This is a genomic window from Seohaeicola nanhaiensis (assembly GCF_042654245.1).
Classification (GTDB): Bacteria; Pseudomonadota; Alphaproteobacteria; order Rhodobacterales; family Rhodobacteraceae; genus Seohaeicola_A; species Seohaeicola_A nanhaiensis.
The window spans coordinates 266,569-284,550 of the sequence record NZ_JBHSGI010000024.1; the positions used below are offsets into that span (position 1 = coordinate 266,569).

16 protein-coding genes are annotated in these 17,982 nt (G+C 65.3%); 9 read left to right on the plus strand and 7 right to left on the minus strand.

Translation table 11 applies throughout. The features are described from left to right. Positions 1–61: 61 nt before the first annotated feature. Genes ACFO5X_RS15795 through ACFO5X_RS15810 form a run of 4 tightly spaced genes read right to left on the minus strand, consistent with a single transcriptional unit; the run spans position 62 to position 3,950 of the window. Positions 62–1,654 carry an ATP-dependent DNA ligase gene (locus tag ACFO5X_RS15795; RefSeq protein WP_380718593.1) on the minus strand — a complete coding sequence of 531 codons (1,593 nt, stop codon included), beginning with the start codon at positions 1,652–1,654 and terminating at the stop codon, positions 62–64. Beyond that, positions 1,651–2,658, minus strand: a complete 1,008-nt coding sequence (locus ACFO5X_RS15800) for a ligase-associated DNA damage response exonuclease (RefSeq protein ID WP_380718595.1) — start codon at positions 2,656–2,658, stop codon at positions 1,651–1,653. Before ACFO5X_RS15800 ends, ACFO5X_RS15795 begins: the two co-directional genes overlap by 4 nt. A gap of 42 nt (positions 2,659–2,700) precedes the next feature. After that, a complete protein-coding gene (locus ACFO5X_RS15805) occupies positions 2,701–3,660 on the minus strand; it encodes an alpha/beta hydrolase (protein ID WP_380718597.1) in 960 nt (319 codons plus the stop codon). Next, a complete protein-coding gene (locus tag ACFO5X_RS15810) occupies positions 3,660–3,950 on the minus strand; it encodes an SCP2 sterol-binding domain-containing protein (RefSeq protein WP_380718599.1) in 291 nt (96 codons plus the stop codon). Before ACFO5X_RS15810 ends, ACFO5X_RS15805 begins: the two co-directional genes overlap by 1 nt. A 76-nt stretch (positions 3,951–4,026) precedes the next feature. Between ACFO5X_RS15810 and ACFO5X_RS15815 the strand changes: the two genes are divergently transcribed. The 6 genes from ACFO5X_RS15815 to ACFO5X_RS15840 all read left to right on the plus strand — a co-directional run bounded on the left by ACFO5X_RS15815 (position 4,027) and on the right by ACFO5X_RS15840 (position 11,011). Continuing rightward, on the plus strand, positions 4,027–4,674 hold the full coding sequence (locus ACFO5X_RS15815) for a hypothetical protein (RefSeq protein WP_380718601.1): 648 nt from the start codon (positions 4,027–4,029) through the stop codon (positions 4,672–4,674). Between the two features lie 31 nt (positions 4,675–4,705). Then, positions 4,706–7,681: a helicase-related protein gene (locus ACFO5X_RS15820; RefSeq protein ID WP_380718604.1), complete on the plus strand. Its 2,976-nt coding sequence runs from the start codon at positions 4,706–4,708 to the stop codon at positions 7,679–7,681. 4 nt (positions 7,682–7,685) lie between these two features. Next, positions 7,686–8,057 carry an RNA-binding S4 domain-containing protein gene (locus ACFO5X_RS15825; protein ID WP_380718606.1) on the plus strand — a complete coding sequence of 124 codons (372 nt, stop codon included), beginning with the start codon at positions 7,686–7,688 and terminating at the stop codon, positions 8,055–8,057. A gap of 154 nt (positions 8,058–8,211) precedes the next feature. Continuing rightward, complete coding sequence (gene fdxA, locus ACFO5X_RS15830; RefSeq protein WP_380718609.1) at positions 8,212–8,550, plus strand: ferredoxin FdxA; 339 nt, start codon at positions 8,212–8,214, stop codon at positions 8,548–8,550. Between the two features lie 292 nt (positions 8,551–8,842). Then, complete coding sequence (locus ACFO5X_RS15835) at positions 8,843–9,352, plus strand: CarD family transcriptional regulator (protein ID WP_380718612.1); 510 nt, start codon at positions 8,843–8,845, stop codon at positions 9,350–9,352. A 66-nt stretch (positions 9,353–9,418) separates the two neighbouring features. After that, the gene (locus tag ACFO5X_RS15840; RefSeq protein WP_380718614.1) at positions 9,419–11,011 is read left to right on the plus strand and encodes an MFS transporter; all 1,593 of its coding nucleotides are present in this window, start codon (positions 9,419–9,421) and stop codon (positions 11,009–11,011) included. On the opposite strand, the gene ACFO5X_RS15845 is transcribed toward ACFO5X_RS15840, so the two are convergent. Beyond that, positions 10,988–11,713, minus strand: a complete 726-nt coding sequence (locus ACFO5X_RS15845; protein WP_380719528.1) for an adenosylcobinamide-GDP ribazoletransferase — start codon at positions 11,711–11,713, stop codon at positions 10,988–10,990. The genes ACFO5X_RS15840 and ACFO5X_RS15845 overlap by 24 nt on opposite strands. Before the next feature lie 127 nt (positions 11,714–11,840). On the opposite strand from ACFO5X_RS15845, the gene cobT reads away from it, so the two are divergent. Further along, a complete protein-coding gene (gene cobT / locus ACFO5X_RS15850; protein WP_380718617.1) occupies positions 11,841–12,851 on the plus strand; it encodes a nicotinate-nucleotide--dimethylbenzimidazole phosphoribosyltransferase in 1,011 nt (336 codons plus the stop codon). A 119-nt stretch (positions 12,852–12,970) separates the two neighbouring features. Here the strand turns inward: cobT and ACFO5X_RS15855 are convergent, their stop codons facing one another. Both ACFO5X_RS15855 and ACFO5X_RS15860 read right to left on the minus strand, forming a co-directional pair. After that, on the minus strand, positions 12,971–14,854 hold the full coding sequence (locus tag ACFO5X_RS15855; protein WP_380718619.1) for a cation:proton antiporter domain-containing protein: 1,884 nt from the start codon (positions 14,852–14,854) through the stop codon (positions 12,971–12,973). A 24-nt stretch (positions 14,855–14,878) separates the two neighbouring features. Continuing rightward, positions 14,879–15,334, minus strand: a complete 456-nt coding sequence (locus ACFO5X_RS15860) for an Lrp/AsnC family transcriptional regulator (RefSeq protein ID WP_380718621.1) — start codon at positions 15,332–15,334, stop codon at positions 14,879–14,881. Positions 15,335–15,478: 144 nt separating this feature from the next. Here ACFO5X_RS15860 and hppD point away from each other — a divergent pair, with 144 nt between their 5' ends. Beyond that, positions 15,479–16,573, plus strand: coding sequence for a 4-hydroxyphenylpyruvate dioxygenase (gene hppD, locus ACFO5X_RS15865; protein ID WP_380718623.1), 1,095 nt, complete (start codon positions 15,479–15,481; stop codon positions 16,571–16,573). 196 nt (positions 16,574–16,769) lie between these two features. Continuing rightward, entirely contained in the window at positions 16,770–17,912 is a 1,143-nt protein-coding gene (locus ACFO5X_RS15870) for a calcium-binding protein (protein ID WP_380718625.1), read from the plus strand. Positions 17,913–17,982 lie beyond the last annotated feature (70 nt).

The following is a 17,982-nucleotide window of genomic DNA, read 5'->3' on the forward strand; positions in this document are numbered from 1 at the left end:
CGGGGGCGCTGTCCCCGGAGCCCGAAGTATTTGCAAAGAGAAGAAGAACGCGGCGCGCACCCTAGCCATAAGCCGCCAGCATTGCCTTGAGATCGGCCAGCGTGTTTGCCTCCTGCACCGGCTTGTCCTTTCGCCACCGGGCCATTCGCGGAAATCGAAGCGCGACGCCCGACTTGTGGCGCGGGCTGGCCTGGATGCCCTCGAAGGCGATCTCGAAGACATGTTCCGGCGTCACCTGCCGCACGGGGCCGAACCGCTGCTGCGTGTTGCGCCCGACCCAGCGGGTGATCTCGCGGAATTCCTCGTCGGAGAGGCCCGAGTAGGCTTTGGTGAAGGGCACCAGCGCATTGCCGTCCCAGACCGCGAAGGTGAAGTCGGTGTAAAGCGCGGCGCGACGGCCGCTGCCAGCCTGCGCATAGATCATCACCGCATCAATGGTGAAGGGATCGAGCTTCCATTTCCACCAGTCGCCCCGTTTTCGTCCAGCGTGATAGGGACTGTCGGCGCGCTTCAGCATCAGGCCCTCGGCCCGGCGGTCCCGCGCAGTGGCGCGGTTCTCGGCAAGGGTTGTCCAGTCCGCGAAAGGCAACAGGGGCGACGGCAGGATAGGTGCATCCCTGGACAGATCGGCCAGCAGGCTGTCCAGAATTGCACGGCGTTCCGCAAACGGTCGGGCGCGGATGTCCTCGCCCTGCCACTCCAGCAGGTCATAGGCATGTAGCATCGCTGGCGCCTGCTTCAGCACCGATTTCGGCACAACCTTTCGCCCCAAACGCTTTTGCAGCGCCGCGAAGGGCATTGGACCGTCGCTGTCCCAGGCAAGTATCTCGCCGTCGATCACCGTGCCCTGCGGCAGGAAATCCACCGCCCGCGCGAATTCGGGAAAAGCGTCCGAGATCAGATCTTCGCCGCGCGACCACAGATGCCAGCCATCCCCGCGCAGGATCAACTGGCCGCGGATGCCGTCCCATTTCCACTCGGCCCGCCAGTCGGCCGGATCGCCCAGGCTCTCGGCCCCAGATTCCAGCGCGTGGGCCAGGCAGAAAGGGTAGGGCCGAGAGTCCTCGATCCCGGCGTCCTCCGCCTCGATCAGATCGTGCCAGGTCACCGTGTCGGGAGTCCATTCGCCCATCAGGCGATGGATCAGCTCGGCCTCGTCGCGCCCGGTCGCCTGCGCGAGTGCGCGGGTCATCAGCTTCTGGCTCACGCCAACCCGGAACCCGCCCGTGATCAGCTTGTTGAACAGGAACCGCCGGGGCGTGTCCATTGCGGCCCAGGCCGCCAGAACCGTCGCCTTTTTTTCCTCTTCCTGCGCCTTGGCAATGTCGCGCAGCACCGCGATCCAGTGCGAAAGGCTCTCGTCCTCATCGGTCTCGGGCGGCGGCAGGATCAGCGCCACCGTCTCGGCCAGGTCGCCGACCACCGGATAAGCCTCCTCGACCAGCCACAGCGGCAGCCCGGCGCGCTCCGCCGCCCATTCCCGCAGCCGCGTGGCGGTCACCGCCCGACGCGGCCGGCGCCCCGAGAACAGCGCGACCGTCCACAGCCGGTCAGCCTCGGGCGCCTCGCGGAAATAGCCGGCCAGCGCGGCCACCTTGACCGAGGTCCGCGTTGTCGCGTCGATTTCTGCGAAGAGTCGGGCAAAGCGCTTCATGCCGCGTCATCCTCGGCGGCTTCGCCGCGGAATTCGGTCTTGACGACCTGCGCGTTATAGCCTTCGTCGTTCAGCCAGCGCGCGAAGATCTCGGTGTATCCATGTGTAACATAGATATTTTCCGCCCCCGTCGCCGTGATGGCCGCATTCAGCCCATCCCAGTCGGCATGATCCGAGACGACAAATCCCCGGTCCACCGATCGCCGCCGCCGGATGCCCCGCAGCCGCATCCACCCGCTGGCGAACCCGCCCGACACCGGGCCGAACCGCCGCGCCCACGGCGTTCCGAGCGCCGAGGGCGGTGCCAGCACCAGAGCCCCCGGATGATCGGCGATCTTCGTCTCGGGCGTCACCAGGCGGGTGTCGGGCAGGGGCAGACCCTGCGCGCGCAGCACCGCGTTGGTGTTCTCGACGGCACCATGCGTCAGGATCGGCCCGATGCCGGGATCGAGCATCGCCAGCAGCCGCTGCGCTTTGCCCAGGGAATAGGCCCCGAGCAGCGGCGTCACCCCCGCCGCGATGCTTGCGCGCCACCATCCGTTGATCTCGGCGGCCACCTCGGCCTGCGGGCGCCAGCGGAACACGGGCAGACCGAAGGTGCTCTCGGTGATGAAGCTGTGACAGCGCACCGGTTCGAAGGCCTCGCACAATCCGTCGGCCTCGGTCTTGTAGTCGCCCGATGCGACCCAGACCTCGCCACCGACCTCGACCCGGATCTGCGCCGACCCGGGGACATGACCCGCCGGATGGAACGACACCACCGCATCGCCAATCCGCCGCTCTTCGCCATAGGTCACCGTCTCGAGGTCGATCTCTCCAAGCCGGTGCCGGATCACCGGCGCCGCCGCGGATGTGGCAAGATACCGTCCGTGCCCGGCGCGGGCATGGTCGGAATGGCCATGCGTGATCAGGGCCCGGTCCACCCGGCCCCAGGGGTCGATGTAAAAACCGCCCGACGGGCAGTAGATGCCGTTCTTGGTGAAGGTGAGGACAGGCGCACGCATGTGCCTCAGACTAGCGCGCCGCTTCGGCCGGTCCAGCCCCGCTCAGGCGCTGCGTGCTCTGGCTTCTCCGCCCGAGAACAACGCGTCCAGCCGGGCGAACAGCTGCTCGCGCGTGGCCGGCACCTCCAGCAGGACCTCGTGCTCGGCGCCCGGCAGAACCACCAGCTCTCCGTCCGGCCAGCGCTGCATCCGTGCACGCACGGCGGCGGTGTCGATGATGCGCTCGTTGCCGCCCAGGAAGGTGACGCAGGGCAGGCGCGGCGAGGGCTGACGCGCCAGCCACGCGCATTCGCTCATCGCCTCGCGCAGCCAGATCAGGCTCGGCCCACCCAGCGCCAGCCCGGGCTCGGCGCGCAGCTGATCCTGCATCAGGGCGAACATCTCGGCATCGGTCGTCAGCATGTTCCCTGCAAATGGGTTGGACAGCACATAGGGGTCATAAGTCGTACTCGGCGGCAGCCGCGTACCCATGCCGACCAGAGTCGCGACGCGGGGCAGCGCCCAGCCCAGCGGCTTCAGCAGTGCTGCCATGTGGATGCCCCACATCGGCCCGGTAAAGGCGGCGGTGGCGACCGGCAGCCCTTCGATCAGCGCGCGCAAACCGATGGCGCCGCCCATGGAATGGCCGATCAGATGCCAGGGTTTCGGAAGCCTCTGGGCCTCGGCCAGCGCCAGCACGGCGGCGACGTCCTTCTGATAGTCGGGAAAGTCGACCACATGGCCCACGCGCGCATCGGGCAGCATCCGTTCGGCCAGCCCCTGTCCGCGCCAGTCGACCACCAGCGTGGCCAGGCCCAGTCTCGCCAGCTCCCGGGCTGTCCTGCCGTATTTCTCGATATATTCGGTGCGTCCCGGAAACAGCAGAACGCTGCCGCGCGCCCCCTCGCAGGGCCAGATGGCGGCGCGAATGCGCAGGCCATCCGCCGTCCGGCACCACCAGGCCGCGCCGCCCTCGGGGCCGCCGGCGATCTGGTCATGCAGGGGCGCGCGGGGGGCGTCCATCAGGCCAGGACCGAGGCCAGCTTCATCGCCAGACCCATGTCGCCATCCACCGACAGTTTGCCGGTCATGAAGGCGCTGGTCGGGTTCATGTCGCCTTCGAAGATGGCACGGAAGGTGTCGGCATCCGCGCTCAGCGTCACGTCCGCCTCTTCGTCGCCCACCCGTGCACCGCTCGAATCGAGCATGATCGCGCCGGTATCGTTCACCACGAACTTGGCGGTGCCGTCAAAGCCGCTGCCGGCCAGCTTGCCGTTCAACTCGGTCGCGGCCTGTTCCAGAAATTCGCTCATCTGTAGTCGTCCTCATGGATATGTGACGCGCTAATCTCTGGCCTTCGCCGCGCGTCGCGTTACACTGATCCGTGTTATGAGCTTTCGCCATCCCAGACTCAAACCTATCGTGGCGGCATCCGCCATCATAGTCACGTATTCCTTACCCGCCCTCGCGCAGGTGGTCGGGCCCGACGCCATGCCGCCCGAGGAGCTGCCCAATTTTTCCGCCGGTTCGGAAAGCACGGGCGATGTCCCGCAGGCCGATCTGACCGACGAGGCGGCGCTGCTCGACGCGCTGGCCCATGCCGATCCGGTCGCGGCCAAACGCTACGAAAGGCAGCTCCAGGCGCTCTGGAGCAAGAGCGGCTCGCCCGCGGCCGACCTGCTGCTCAAGCGCGGCCGCGAGGCGCTTGAGGTCAAGGATACCAAAACCGCGATCGAGCATCTGACCGCCCTGACCGACCATGCGCCTCAGTTCGCCGAAGGCTGGCACGCCCGCGCCAGCGCCTACTTCGCGGCCGACCTGATGGGCCCGGCTATTGCCGACATCGAACATACGCTCGCGCTCAATCCGAACAACTACGGCGCAATCTTCGGGCTGGGGACGATTCTTGAAGCATTCGGCGACAAGAAGCGCGCTTACGAAGCCTATCTGCGCGCCCAGTCTATACATCCGCACCACGAAGACATATCTGCCGCCGTGGAGCGCTTGCGCGCCGAAATCCAAGGCAAGGCCCTTTAGGCGCCTTCCTTCACAGGTATGAGGGCGCGGAATGTTGACCGCTTCGTCGCAGGTGGTGGCCGTTCTCGGGCCAACCAACACGGGCAAAACCCACTACGCCATCGAACGCATGCTGGGGCACCGCACCGGGGTGATCGGCCTCCCGCTGCGCCTGCTCGCCCGCGAGGTCTATGATCGCATCGTCTCGCTGCGCGGCCCCTCGGTCGTGGCCCTGGTCACCGGGGAAGAGCGGATCGTGCCGCCCCGCACCCAATACTGGGTGTGCACGGTCGAGGCGATGCCCGAAGGAATGAGCTGCGACTTTCTCGCCGTCGATGAAATCCAGCTCTGCGCCGACCCCGAGCGCGGCCATGTCTTCACCGATCGCCTGCTGCGTGCGCGGGGCCATCTCGAGACGCTCTTCCTGGGATCGGACACCATGCGCGGGCCGATCCAGGCGCTGGTGCCGGGGGTGCGATTCGTACGGCGCGAGCGGATGTCGCAGCTGGTTTATTCCGGCGCCAAGAAATTGTCGCGGATGCCGCCGCGCTCGGCCATCGTGGGATTCTCGGTCGAAAACGTCTATGCCATCGCCGAGCTGATCCGCCGACAGAAGGGCGGGGCCGCGGTTGTGATGGGCGCGCTCTCGCCACGCACCCGCAACGCCCAGGTTGCCCTCTACCAGAACCATGACGTCGACTACCTTGTCGCCACCGATGCCATCGGCATGGGCCTCAACCTCGACATCGACCACGTCGCCTTTTCCTCGCTGACCAAGTTCGATGGGCGCCGGATGCGCCCGCTGCAGCCCAACGAGCTGGCTCAGATCGCCGGGCGGGCAGGGCGGGGCATGTCGAACGGCACCTTCGGCGTCACCGGCGAGGCCAGTCCGCTCGACGAAGGGGTCGCCCAGGCGATCATGGAGCACCGCTTCGCTCCGCTGAAACGGCTGAACTGGCGCAATTCCGACCTCCGCTTCGGATCGATCGAGGCGCTGATCACGTCGCTCGAGATCCTGCCCGAAGGAGACGTTCTGACCCGCGCGCGCGAAGCCGACGACCTCCAGGCGCTGAAAAGCCTTTCCGCCCTGCGCCACGTCGCCGAACGCGCCAGCGACGGATCCTCGGTCAAGCTCTTGTGGGATGTCTGCCGCATCCCCGACTTCCGCGGCATCAGCCACGGGGAACACGCCTCCCTGCTCGACGCGATCTTCACCCATCTCGTCGACGGCGGTCAGGTGCCGGACGACTGGCTCGCGCGACAAATTCGCAGAATAGACAGAACCGATGGCGACATTGATGCGTTAAGCAAGCGACTGGCGTTTATCCGCACATGGACCTATGTGGCCCAACGCAAGGGATGGACGGCGGACGAAAGCCATTGGCGCGACGAAACCCGCGCGGTAGAAGACAGGGTGTCAGATGCGCTCCATGCTCGTCTGACACAGCGATTTGTGGACCGCCGAACCTCGGTCTTGATGCGGCGGCTCAACCAGAAGGAGGCCCTTTTGGCCGAAGTGAACGACAAAGGTGAAGTGACCGTCGAAGGCGAATTCGTCGGACGCCTCGAAGGGTTCCGTTTCAGCCCGGACCGTGGCACGGCCGGTGCCGAGGAGAAGGCGATCCGCGCGGCCTCGTTGCAGGCTCTGGCGCCGCAGTTCCATCTGCGCGCCGACCGCTTCTACAACGCGCCCGATACAGAAATCGACTTCACCGAACAGGGTGGCCTGATGTGGGGCGAGCATGCCGTCGGCAAGCTCGTCGCCGGGTCGGATCCTCTCAAGCCGCAGGTTTCGGTCTTTGTCGATGACGTCGCCGGCCCCGATGTGGCGCAGAAGGTTCAGCGCCGACTTCAGCACTTCATAGATCGAAAGGTCGCGGCTCTCTTCGAACCGCTCCTCGCTCTTCAGCGTGACGAGACACTCACCGGTCTCGCGCGTGGCTTCGCTTTCCGCCTTGTCGAGGGCTTCGGCATCCTGAACCGCGCCAGTGTCGCGCAAGAGGTCAAAGACCTTGATCAGGATGCGCGCGGCGCCCTGCGCAAGCACGGCCTCCGCTTCGGCCAGTTCACGATCTTCATGCCGCTGCTTCTGAAACCGGCCCCGACGCGCCTGCGTCTCGTGCTCTGGTCGCTGGCGCAGGGGCTGTCCGACTTCCCGTCGCCACCGCCTCCTGGCCTCGTCACCATTCCCGCCGTCAAGGGTCTGCCCCAGGGCTATCACACGATGAGCGGCTATCGGGAAGCAGGCGAACGGGCGATCCGCATCGACATGCTGGAACGTCTGGCTGACATGTTGCGGGCCGACAACACCCGCGCCGGCTTCGAGGCCAAGCCCGACATGCTGTCTATAACCGGCATGACGCTGGAGCAATTCGCGGAACTGATGCGCGGCCTCGGCTATCGGGCCGAGCGGGGGGAACGCGCAAAGGTGAAACCGGTGGATGCAGTGATCCCTGGCGATGCACCGGCCACAGAAGAAAACGCGCCCAGCGATGATGTGCCGGTCATGGACCGGGGCGACGACGCTGCTCCGGGTGCGGTAACCGAGATGCCAGAAACGCCGGCTCCCGCGGATGTGCCCGAAGGAACAGCCGTGATTGTCGCGGACGGCGAGGCACCGATCGCGGAGGAAGCCCCGGAACAGACCGAGGTCGAGGCGCATATTGCCGAGCAGTCGGAAACCGAGATCGCGCCCGGCACCGCCGCCGATGCGGCCATCGCCGCACCCGAGATGGAAGTTTTCTACACCTTCACCTGGGGCCGCGAGCGTGGCCACAACGCCCGTCCGCAAGGGCAGGAACGCACTGCGGGGAACAAGCCCCGCCGCCGTGACGGCGAGGGTGGCCAGGAACAGGGTAGGGGCCGGGGTAAACCCAAAGGCAAACAGCGCCAGGGCGGCCCTAAGGGTCAGCGCCCGGAACGGGACGACGCCCCCAAAACTTTTGCCGCCCGCCCTCCGCGCGAACAGAAGATCGACCCCGACAACCCCTTCGCCGCCGCTCTGGCGGGGTTCAAGGTGAACAAGTAGGGCGATGCCCGACCCTTCGGTCAAGCTGCGCGTCGACAAATGGCTGTGGTTCGCCCGCTTCTTCAAAAGCCGGACCACAGCTGCCGCTCAGGTCAGCGGCGGACACGTCCGCATCAATGGTGATCGCGCCGCAAAGCCGTCCGAAACCGTCAGCGCAGGCGATGTCCTCACATTCGCCCAGGGAAACCGCGTCCGCGTCATTCGCATCGTCGCGCTGGGAGACCGTCGCGGACCGGCGCCCGAGGCACAGGCTCTTTACGAGGATCTGACTCCGCCCGATTCGCCCGACGACGGTGTCGAAAGTGGTGGCGCCCGACCCACCAAGCGGGATCGACGCGCCATCGACGCGCTCAAACCCGACGCCTTTGACAACTAGGCGGGAAGACTGCCTCTCCCGCCCCGGCCCGGTGGAACATCTGCCCTGCGCGCGTTCTGATCAAGCGACGGATCGTCCTTCTGGTCGGCTTCCGCTTGAATGCCCCGCGGTGCTGAATTAGCTAGGCGGGGCAAAAGGAAACGGATTCCGGCCCATGACCTACATCGTCAACGACAATTGCATCGCTTGCAAATACACCGACTGCGTCGAGGTATGTCCGGTCGACTGTTTTTACGAAGGCGAGAACATGCTGGTCATCCACCCGGACGAATGCATCGACTGTGGCGTCTGCGAACCGGAGTGCCCGGCGGATGCCATCCGCCCCGACACCGATCCAGGGACGGAAACCTGGGTCGAGTTCAATCGCAAGTATGCCGAACTCTGGCCGGTGATCGTGACTCGCAAGGATCCGCTGCCCGAGGCCGAGGAACGCGATGGCGAGACCGGCAAGTTGGAAAAATACTTCTCCGAAGCGCCGGGCGAGGGCGGCTGAAAGCCGCCGAAGGACTGCGCCGCGAACCCGATTCGGCTTCGGAAACGGGCTGCTCTGTGCCGATCAAGCCCCTAAATTTTATGGTATATCTGAAAGCTGACCCTGCGTCCGCTTTTTTTCGCCGGAAATTTGTGCTATATATAGACGATAAACGTTGTAAACCCCCGGATCGCTCCGTTGGCCACTCGAACTGGAGCAACACAACTTGCGTCACATTGAAAGCCGGACGGGGCGGATCGCCCCGCGCCAGTTTTGTTGTCGCGTGAGATCGGGAAGCTAGGGATGAACCTGAATGACCAAGTCGAAGAAGCTCGAATTCCGCCCCAATGAATATGTCGTGTATCCTGCGCACGGCGTCGGGCAGATCGTGTCGATCGAAGAACAGGAAGTTGCCGGCATCACGCTGGAACTGTTCGTGATCTCCTTCGAGAAGGACAAGATGACCCTGCGGGTGCCCACCCACAAGGCAACCGAGATCGGTATGCGCTCGCTCTCGACCCCCGACGTCATCACCAAGGCGATGTCCACCCTCAAGGGCAAGGCCAAGGTCAAGCGCGCGATGTGGTCCCGCCGGGCCCAGGAATACGAACAGAAGATCAACTCGGGCGACCTGATCGCAATCGCCGAGGTGGTCCGCGACCTTCACCGCACCGACGACCAGCGCGAGCAGTCCTATTCCGAGCGTCAGCTCTATGAGGCCGCGCTCGAGCGTCTGACTCGCGAGGTTGCCGCCGTGGGCGGCGGTGACGAGATGCTCGCCGCCAAGCAGGTGGACGACGTGCTGACGTCCCGCGCCGCCTGACCGGGCGCCGCCGCGTGACGTCTGAAATCGGAAACCGCGCCCCTCGGGGTGCGGTTTTTTACTGACATGAGCGCGTCCGCCCGCCGGTCGCTGTTCCAGCGCGTCTTCGTCGATCTCGCGCGCCAGATGCGGTGGTCCTTCGTGCCTCCGCTGATGGTCTATTTCTCCTATGGCGTCTCGGGGCTCACCGCGATTGTCGGCGCCTTCTTCGTCAAGGATCACCTCGGCCTCTCCGCCGCCTTCCTCGCCGGGCTCGCCTTCTGGGCCGGTCTGCCCTGGGCGCTGAAGATGCCGATGGGTCATCTGGTGGACCTGTTCTGGCGGTGGAAGGGCCTGCTGATCTTTGTCGGTGCCGGCCTGATCTCGGCGAGTCTCGGCATCATGTATGCCCTGATCGCCGCGCCGGCGGCGATGGCCGTGATCATGCCGCTCGGGTCATGGTACGTGCTTTCGGTGCTGCTCGCTCCCGCGGGCTTCGTCGTTCAGGACGCCGTCGCCGACGCCATGTCTGTCGAGGCGGTCCCGGTGATCGATGACCAGGGCAATCCCCTGTCCGAGGCCGATTCCCGCGCGCTTCACACCACCATGCAGACTCTGGGCCGCTTCGCTCTGATCGGCGGCACCGTGGCGGTCGCGCTGCTGAACATCGTCATGTTTTCGGGCACCGATGCCCTGTCGGTCGCCGAAAAAGCCCCGATCTACGCCCGCATCTACCTGATCGCCCAGGCCATCCCGATCCTCTCCGTCTCCGGCGTGGTGCTGGCCTATCTGCAGCGCCGCGCAGCGGGCAACGATCCGCGCTTCGACCGCCCGGACGAACCGCCCCAGATCAACTACTGGTATTTCATCGGCGGCGCCGCCTTCGTCGCGATTTCTCTCACCGTCGGTCTGGGCGGTCTTCCCTACGGGCAGGAGCTGGTCTTTGTCGGATCGATGGCGGTGGTTGTCTTCCTGATGACGCAGTTGGCCCGGGCACTGGAACCCGGGCAGGCCAAAATGCTCTTCGGCACCGCCATCATCATCTTCGTCTACCGCGCCGTTCCCTTGCCCGGCCCCGGCTATACCTGGTTCGCGATCGACGAGCTGGGTTTTGACGAACAGTTCCTCTCGATCCTCTCCCTGATCACCTCCGTCCTCACGCTCGTCGGCATCATCCTGCTGCGGCCGCTGATGGCCTCCAGCACGATCACCCGCATCGTCGTTCTGCTCAGCATCGCCTCCGCGGTGCTCTCCCTGCCCAACATCGGCCTCTACTACCGCGTGCAGGACTGGACCGCGCCGCTGACCGGCGGCGTCGTCGACGCCCGGTTCATCGCGATCATGGACACGGCGGCGGAAAGCCCGCTGGGGCAGGTGGCGATGATCCCGATGCTGGCGTGGATCGCCCGCAACGCGCCGGCGCATCTCAAGGCCACCTTCTTCGCGGTGATGGCCTCCTTCACCAACCTCGCGCTCTCGGCCTCCAGCCTCCTGACCCGTCACCTGAACGAGATCTTCCTCGTCACCCGCGAAGTGCGCGACGCCGGCGGCCGGATCACCGTCCCGGCCGACTATGGCGAGTTGGGGCTCCTGCTGATCACTGTCGCGGTTGTCGGCGTGCTTGCACCCCTTGTTGCCATCGTCGTGGTGCAAGCCTCACCCCTGCGCACCACCGACTAGCACCAGCAGGACGGCGATTTCCGCCACCTGCTGCGCGGCCCCCAGCACGTCTCCGGTCTGCCCGCCGATCTTTGCCCGTGCCACCAGCGCCAGCGCGCCCACCGCCAGGCCCGCCGCCAGCACCGCCCCGACTGCACCCACACCGATGAATGCCAGAGCCAGCGCGCCGCCGAGGACCAGCGCGACAAGACTGACGCCCAAGCCGGGCACGCCCACGCTGCGCGACAGCCCGCCCGCGCGCGCGGGCGGCAGCGCGGTCATCAGTCCGGGCAGAAAGGCACGCGACAGGCAGGCCACGCCGATCACGGCCGCCGGCGTCACGGGCAACAAAGCCGCCAGCGCGGCCCAGCGCAGCCCCAGCGACAGGATCAGCGCCAGCACGCCATAGCTGCCGGTCGCGCTGTCCTTCATAATCTCCAGCCGCCGGTCGCGGTCGTAGCCCCCCCAGAACCCGTCCGCCACATCGGCCAGCCCGTCCTCGTGCATCGCCCCGGTGGCCGCGACCTGCACCGCCAGAACCAGACCCGCCGCGACGCCCGCGGGCAGTCCCAGCGCCAGCGCGCCCCATCCCGCCCCGGCGGCCAGCACCCCCACCGCCAGCCCCGCCAGCGGAAAGGCCCAGGCCGCCCGGGCCTGACGCGCAAAGGCGGTGGCGGGCAGGCGCGGCAGGGGCAGGCGGGTCAGCAGCGCCAGCGCCACCATCGGGTCCAGCACCAGCCGGCGCGGCAGACTGTCGGTTTCGGGCACTCAAGCGGCCTTTCTTGGGGTTGTGAAGCCAAACGCAACGGTTAAACACCTCGCAACGACCTGATGCAACGAGGCTTGATCCATGCTGCCCGAATTCAACGACCTTGCCGGGCTGCGCCGGCTGCTCTCCGATCTGCCTGACCCTGATCAGAGCGCCATCGACGGCGCGGCCGAACGCAACGCCCAGCTCACCAAACCGCCGGGCGCTCTCGGCCGGCTGGAGGATCTGGCCAGCTGGTACGCCGGCTGGCGTGGTGACCCGCGTCCCAGAATCGAGGCGCCCCAGGTCATCGTCTTTGCCGGAAACCATGGCGTCGCCGCGCGCGGCGTCTCGGCCTTCCCGCCCGCCGTCACCGCCCAGATGGTCGCCAACTTCCGGGCCGGCGGCGCGGCGATCAACCAGCTGGCCGAACTTGCCGGGGCGCGGATGGACGTCCACGCGCTGGACCTGGATCGCCCGACCGAGGACTTCACCAAAGGCCCGGCGATGAGCGACGCCGACTGCGCCGCCGCCCTCAAGGCCGGCTGGGACGCGGTCGATCCCAAGGCTGACCTGCTGGTGGTCGGCGAGATGGGCATCGGCAACACCACCCCCGCCGCCGCCCTGTCACTGGCGCTCTTCGGTGGCGCCGCCGAAGATTGGACCGGGCGCGGAACCGGCATCGACGATGCCGCGCTGGTGGCCAAGGCACAGGTCGTCTCCAATGGCGTGAAGCGCCACTTTGGCGGCGACGGGCTGGAACTGCTGTCCCGCCTGGGCGGTCGCGAGATCGCTGCCATGGCCGGCGCCATTGCCGCCGCGCGGATGTTGCGGATCCCCGTCATCCTGGACGGTTTCATCTGCTGCGCCGCCGCCGCCTGCCTGCAGTCGGTGAACCCGCGCCTGCTCGACCATGCCGTCGCCGGCCATCAAAGCGCCGAGGGCGGGCATCCCGCGCTGCTTGAGCGTCTGGGCAAGCAGCCGCTGCTCACCCTTGGCCTGCGGCTGGGCGAGGGTTCGGGCGCAGCGCTGGCGATTCAGGTCCTGAAGGGCGCCATTGCTTGCCATTCGGGCATGGCCACCTTCGCCGAGGCCGGAGTTTCTGCGGGCTGAAGCTCCGCCGGTCCACGCGGGCCGGACAGATCGCACGGGGGCTCTGCCCCCGCCGCGCCTGCGCGCGACTCCCCCGAGGGTATTTGGAAACCAGAGAAGCCAGGGACGCCGCGCCGCCCTCAGGCCGATTTCTTGCGTTCTGTCTCGGCGAAACGGTTCAGCAGGGCGGCTTCGAGATCCTTCTGCAATTCGCGGGTGCGCGCGATATAGGCCGTGTTCTGCGAGATCGGCACCGCCGGATCCCAGACCTGCGCCAGTTCCTTCACCGCGGCGCGGTCATGGTGATAGAAAGTCTGCTGCGCCTCGGCGGCCTCGTATTCCGACAGGCCGATGTTCTCCAGAACGTATCGACCGGCGCGCAGGGCAGAATCGAACATCTCGCGCACGATGTCATCGGCCCCGGCGCGATACAGTTGGAAGACGTGGAAGCGGTCGTAGGCGCGCGCGATGATGTGCAGGTCGGGCCGCTGGCGGCGGGCATAGGCGACCAGCTGTGTCGCCTTGTCCTTGTCGTCCATCGCGACCACCAGAACCCGCGCCTTGGCCAGACCCGCGGCCTTCAGCAGTTCGCGCCGCGAGGGATCGCCCAGAAAGCCCTTGAAACCGAATTTTCGCATCAGCTGGATCGTCTGCATGTCCTTGTCCAGCACCACGGTCTTGAACCCGCTGGCCTGCACCAGCCGGTTGACCACCTGCCCGAACCGGCCCACTCCGGCGATGATAACCGGCCCTTCCTCGTCGATCTCGTCCGGCTCGAACGGGTCGGCACGGTCCTGCATCCGGCGCGAAATCTGATCGTACAGGATGAACAGCAGCGGCGTGATCATCATCGACAGCGAGATGATCAGCAGCAACTTTTCCGACATCTCCGACGGCAGGATGTACAGCTTGGTCGAGAAGGCGACGAGAACAAAGCCGAATTCGCCGGCCTGCGCCAAAGACAGGGTGAACAGCGCCCGGTCGCGCCCCTTGATCCGGAAGATGCGGGCCAGAAGATAAAGTACCGCGCTCTTGGCAAGGATCACCATCAAGGCCAGGCCGATGAAATCGTCGGGCGCGGCAAAGAAGGCATCGAAGTTGATTCCCGCGCCGACAGTGATGAAGAACAGCCCCAGCAGCAGCCCCTTGAAGGGCTCCAGATCGCTTTCCAATTCGTGGCGGAATTCGCTGTTGGCCAGAACGACACCCGCCAGAAAGGCGCCAAGGGCGGGCGACAGACCCACCAGCGTCATCAGGAAGGAAATGCCCACCACGATCAGCAGCGCCAGCGCGGTGTACATCTCGCGCAGGCGCGAGGCGTGGATAAAGCGGAACACCGGCCCGATGGCGAAGATTCCCGCCACGATGATGAAGGCGATCACCCCGAGCGTCACCAACGTCACTCCCCAGCCGGGCAGCCCCTGCAGGAACTCCGCCGCCGCATGACCCGCATTCGCCGCCTCGTGCACCGCCAGCGAGATCGACCCGTCGTCGTTGATCTTGCCATATACCGGCACCGCGAGCAGGGGCAGGAAGGCCAGGATCGGGATCACCGCGATGTCCTGCGTCAGCAGCACCGAAAAGGCCGCGCGGCCGCCGCCGGTCTGGGCCAGACCCTTCTCGCTCAGCGTCTGCAGCACGATCGCGGTCGAGGACAGCGACAGCGTCAGCCCCACCGCCAGCGCCACGTTCCAGACCTGACCCACGGCCATCGCCGCCCCCATCAGCACCAGGGTCGAGACCACCACCTGCAGCCCGCCCAGACCCAGCAGACGATGCCGCATCGCCCAAAGGGTGCGCGGCTCCAGTTCCAGCCCGATCAGGAACAGCATCATCACCACGCCGAATTCCGCGAAATGCTGCAGCTCGGCCGTCTCGTCGCCCACCAGATGGAACACCGGCCCGATGATCACCCCCGCGGCGAGATAGCCCAGCACGCTGCCCAGCCCCAGCCGCGACGCGATCGGAACGGCGATCACAGCCGCGGCCAGATAGATGCAGGCCTGGTAGAGAAAACTTTCCATCGGTCGCAGCGTCCTTCGGGCAGGTCAGGTTGGTAGCGGGGCGTCCTGTTTCAGCTGGTCCATCACGATCTGGCTCTGCACGCGGGCGACCGAGGGATGGGACAGCAGGACCTCGTGGATCAATGTGTTCAGAGCGCCGAGGTTAGCGCAATAGACGCGCAGCAGATAGTCCGCCTCGCCCGTCATCGTCCACGCGCTTGTGATTTCGGCCCGCGACCGCACCAGCCGGGCAAAGGCCTTCGACTGTTCCGGACCATGCGTGGCCAGCTGCACCTGCACGAACCCCTGCACGCTCAGTCCCAGCCGCTCGGGATCCAGCCGCGCCGCGTATCCGGTGATGAAGCCCTCGGCCTCCAGCCGCTGCCGCCGACGGCCCGCCTGGCTGGGCGACAGGTTCAGCATCTCTCCCAGCTCCTGCGCCGTCAGATGCGCATTGGCCTGCAGCGCGGCCAGCAGTCGGGTATCGGTGGCATCCAGCATGTGCGGCCTTTCCCTGTTTTTCCTTAACCTAGCGCATGTTTCCCGCATCGAGAAAGCCAAACAGGCAAAACTTCGCGCAAAACCTGCATGGGATCGGGGCTATGATGAATCTGCGATCAGATCCAAACACAGGAGACGCCGGCCATGGGACCTTTCCCGCACAACGCCCCGAAATCCACCATTTCGCCGGAAAACCCTGCCGGTACCGACGGCTTTGAATTCGTCGAATTTGCCCACCCCGAACCGCAGCAGCTGCGCGAGCTCTTCGCGAAGATGGGCTATACCCTGACCGCGCGGCACAGGTCGAAGGACGTGGAACTCTGGCAGCAGGGCGACATCACCTACATCCTGAACGCCGATCCCGACAGCTATGCCGCCAAATTCGTCGACGAACACGGCCCCTGCGCCCCCTCGATGGGCTGGCGCGTCGTGAACGCGCAGCACGCCTACGATCACGCCATCAGCAAGGGGGCCGAGCCTTTCGACGGTCCCGGCAAGACGATGGACGTGCCCGCGATCAAGGGCATCGGCGGCTCGCTGATCTATTTCATCGACCAGTATTACGAAACCTCGCCCTACAACACGGAATTCGAGTGGCTGGCCCAGTCGAAACCGCGGGGCGTCGGTTTCTTCTACCTCGACCACCTGACCCACAATGTCTTCAAGGGCAATATGGACAAGTGGTTCTCCTTCTACGGCAACCTCTTCAATTTCCGCGAGATCCGCTTCTTCGACATCGAAGGCAAATTCACCGGCCTCTTCTCTCGCGCCCTGACTTCGCCCTGCGGCCGCATCCGCATCCCTATCAACGAGGATCGTGGTGAAACCGGGCAGATCGTTTCGTATCTCAAGAAATACAAGGGCGAGGGTATCCAGCATATCGCCGTCGGTACAGACGACATCTACAGCGCGACCGATGCGATCTCGGAAAAGGGCATCCAGTTCATGCCCGGACCGCCCGACACCTATTACGAGCTGTCGAAAGATCGGGTAAGCGGACATGAAGAACCCCTTGATCGCATGAAGAAACACGGCATCCTGATCGACGGCGAAGGCGTCGTCGACGGGGGCGAGACGAAGATCCTCCTCCAGATCTTCTCGAAAACCGTGATCGGCCCGATCTTCTTCGAATTCATCCAGCGCAAGGGCGACGACGGATTTGGCGAAGGCAACTTTAAGGCGCTCTTCGAATCCATCGAGGCCGAACAGATCGCCAACGGCGAGATTTCCGCAGAATAATCAATTCAGAATCCGGAATGGAAAACCGCGGCCTTCGGGCCGCGTTTTTTCGGCCCTCCCTTGCAAATCTCGGCGCGAAACGAGTTGTGTCTTGCCATGGTCACCGGATCCGCCTTTAAGGATCCCGGGTGAGAATTCCGTGACTTGCTGAAGACAGCCAGCTTTCCGGAGGTTCGACGACTTTCGGGAGGGAATTATGGCCGAGATTAACTATTACAACGGGTTGAACGCCTTCGGATACAAAGATCTCTACGATCTTGTCTACGAGGACGGGCGGTTGACCACATCCTCCGCAACTTTGGTCGCGGGCTATATCGGCGGGTTCTACGTCGCCCTGCATGGGGCCTATACCTATGACCCTTACGGGATGATTGGAGGAACCCTTACGGGGATGACCGTCACCCACGCCGGATACACGGTAATAACGGTCACCGGCCTGAACCTGGATGTCGAAGACGTCTCATACATGTATCCGGCCGAACTGGAACGCGAAATGCTCGCGACCGACGATACCCTGACATCTTTCTGGAACATCGGTGACAGCTACTCCATGTTTGGCGGCGACGACTGGCTCAATCTCGGAACGGGCCATGACACTGTGGATGGCGGCTACGGCATCGACACGCTTCACCTCGATGCGGCATTCGCCTCGGCCAGCTTTACCTGGCAATCCGGATACACCACGCTCATCACCAGCAGCGAGGGCCGCGACACCGTCCGAAGCGTCGAGATCATCGAATTCACCGACGCCAGCATCGCGTTGCGCCATGGGACATCATACAGCGACACTCTTCGGGGCGACTCAATCGCCGAGGTTCCGAGCGACCTGATCTACGGGGCTAGTGGGAACGACACGATCAAGGGCGGCACCGGCGACGACCGGCTGTTCGGCCAGGCTGGGGATGACAGGCTGTTCGGTCAGGGGGCCTGGGACCTGCTGTTCGGCGGCGGTGGAAAAGACCAGTTGGACGGCGGATTCGGCAACGACCGCCTGCGCGGCGGCGGCGGCGACGACCTCCTCTTGGGAGGGCGGCATGCCGATGTGCTGTTGGGCGATGGCGGCAGTGACCGGCTTTTGGGCGGCGCGGGCAATGACATCCTGACCGGAGGGGCCGGCCGCGACGTCTTCTTCTTTGCCCGCAACAGCGGGCAGGACATCGTGACCGATTTCCAGATCGGTTTGGACAAGATCGAAATCGGTCGGGGTGCCGCATCGCTTGATGACCTGACCTTCACCCGCAAGGGTACTGATGTGCTGATCACGTTCGAGGGAACCGAGATTCTGGTCGAGAATACCCTCGTCAATGAGCTTCGCGACGCGGACCATTTTCTGTTCTGACGCCGCTTTCACACAGCTTCCCTCTCACCTCCGGGTGGGGGGAAACCCGACCGACAAAACCGGGGACAAA